This window comes from Microbacterium paludicola (assembly GCF_015235415.1).
In the GTDB taxonomy this organism is placed as follows: domain Bacteria; phylum Actinomycetota; class Actinomycetes; order Actinomycetales; family Microbacteriaceae; genus Microbacterium; species Microbacterium paludicola.
In genome coordinates this window covers 1-470 of the sequence record NZ_JADGLL010000104.1, presented here as the reverse complement: position 1 = coordinate 470, position 470 = coordinate 1, and the positions used below count along the sequence as shown (strand labels likewise).

The following is a 470-nucleotide window of genomic DNA, read 5'->3' as shown; positions in this document are numbered from 1 at the left end:
TTTCTAACCCTTGTTATCGTGTTTTTATTTTTAAGAAATTTAAGTGCAACTCTAATTGCTTGCATAGCTATACCTACTTCTATCATTTCAACTTTTTTTATTATCGATCTTTTAGGCTATGATTTAAACCGCTTAACTTTTATAGCTTTAACCTTAAGCATAGGAATTTTTATCGATGATGCTATAGTAGTGATTGAAAATATTGCTAAAAAGCTAAAAACTTATCCGCCTTTACAAACTGCTTTTTTAGGTATCAATGAAATAGGTTTTAGCGTTTTAAGCATAAGTATAGTTTTACTTTGTGTTTTTATCCCTATTTCTTATATGAACTCTATATCAGGGCTTTTTTTCAATGCCTTAGGCATAAGCGTTGCAAGTGGGATAGTTATAAGCTTTTTGGTTTCTGTATTTTTAATACCTAGTATTGGGGCAAGATTTTTAAATCCAAAAGAAAACAAGTTTTATGAAAA

Annotated in this window: 1 protein-coding gene; it reads left to right on the top strand. The window is 28.9% G+C overall.

The window, feature by feature from the left end; all coding sequences use genetic code 11:
* Nucleotides 1-470 (top strand): efflux RND transporter permease subunit (locus IR155_RS15720; protein WP_135115714.1); only part of this gene is annotated, 470 nt, incomplete at both ends.